General features: G+C 55.3%; 1 protein-coding gene and 1 pseudogene. Both read left to right on the top strand.

Going from position 1 to position 524, the window contains the following annotated elements:
- Positions 1-414, top strand: a 414-nt coding sequence (locus PGS25_RS15645; RefSeq protein WP_270419435.1) for a Gfo/Idh/MocA family oxidoreductase, incomplete at its 5' end; no start/stop codon positions are given.
- Positions 415-429: 15 nt separating this feature from the next.
- Positions 430-524: pseudogene (locus PGS25_RS15640) on the top strand (myo-inosose-2 dehydratase); the annotation flags it as partial.

Genomic DNA, 524 nt, shown 5'->3' with positions numbered 1-524 from the left:
GTTAAGTATGAAAACGGTGCAATTGGTGACTTCTCGTCCTCTCGTGTTGCAACCGGCCGCAAGAACTACTTCTATTACGAGATTCAGGGCACCGAGGGCTCGGTAGTATACGATCTGGAGCGCATGTGCGAGGTTCAGGTTTACTTCAAGGCTGACGCTGACAAGGACAACGGCCGTGACTGCGGCTTCCGCACCGTACTGCTCAACCCGCAGCACGAGGGCTTCAAGTACTTCCAGCCGGCAGGCGGCATCGCGATCGCATTCGACGATATGAAGACGCTGCAGGCTCACGCACTCATGCAGGCAATGCACGGCGGCGAGTACATCTGCAACTTCGAGATGGGCGCTAAGGTTGACGGCATTATCAACGCAGTGCTCAAGTCCGTTAAGTCGGGCACTTGGGAAAAATGCTGAGGGAGGTAGCAAATCATGTTCAATAACGTAAAACTCGGCATTGCGCCGATCGGCTGGACGAATGACGATATGCCGCAGCTCGGCGGCGAGCTGACCTTCGAGCAGATGGT

It is taken from the genome of Butyricicoccus sp. AM78-15b2TA (assembly GCF_027665985.1).
Lineage (GTDB): Bacteria > Bacillota > Clostridia > Oscillospirales > Butyricicoccaceae > Agathobaculum > Agathobaculum butyriciproducens.
Note: the sequence above shows the minus strand (reverse complement) of the source record. Positions and strands in the feature narration are given on the sequence as shown.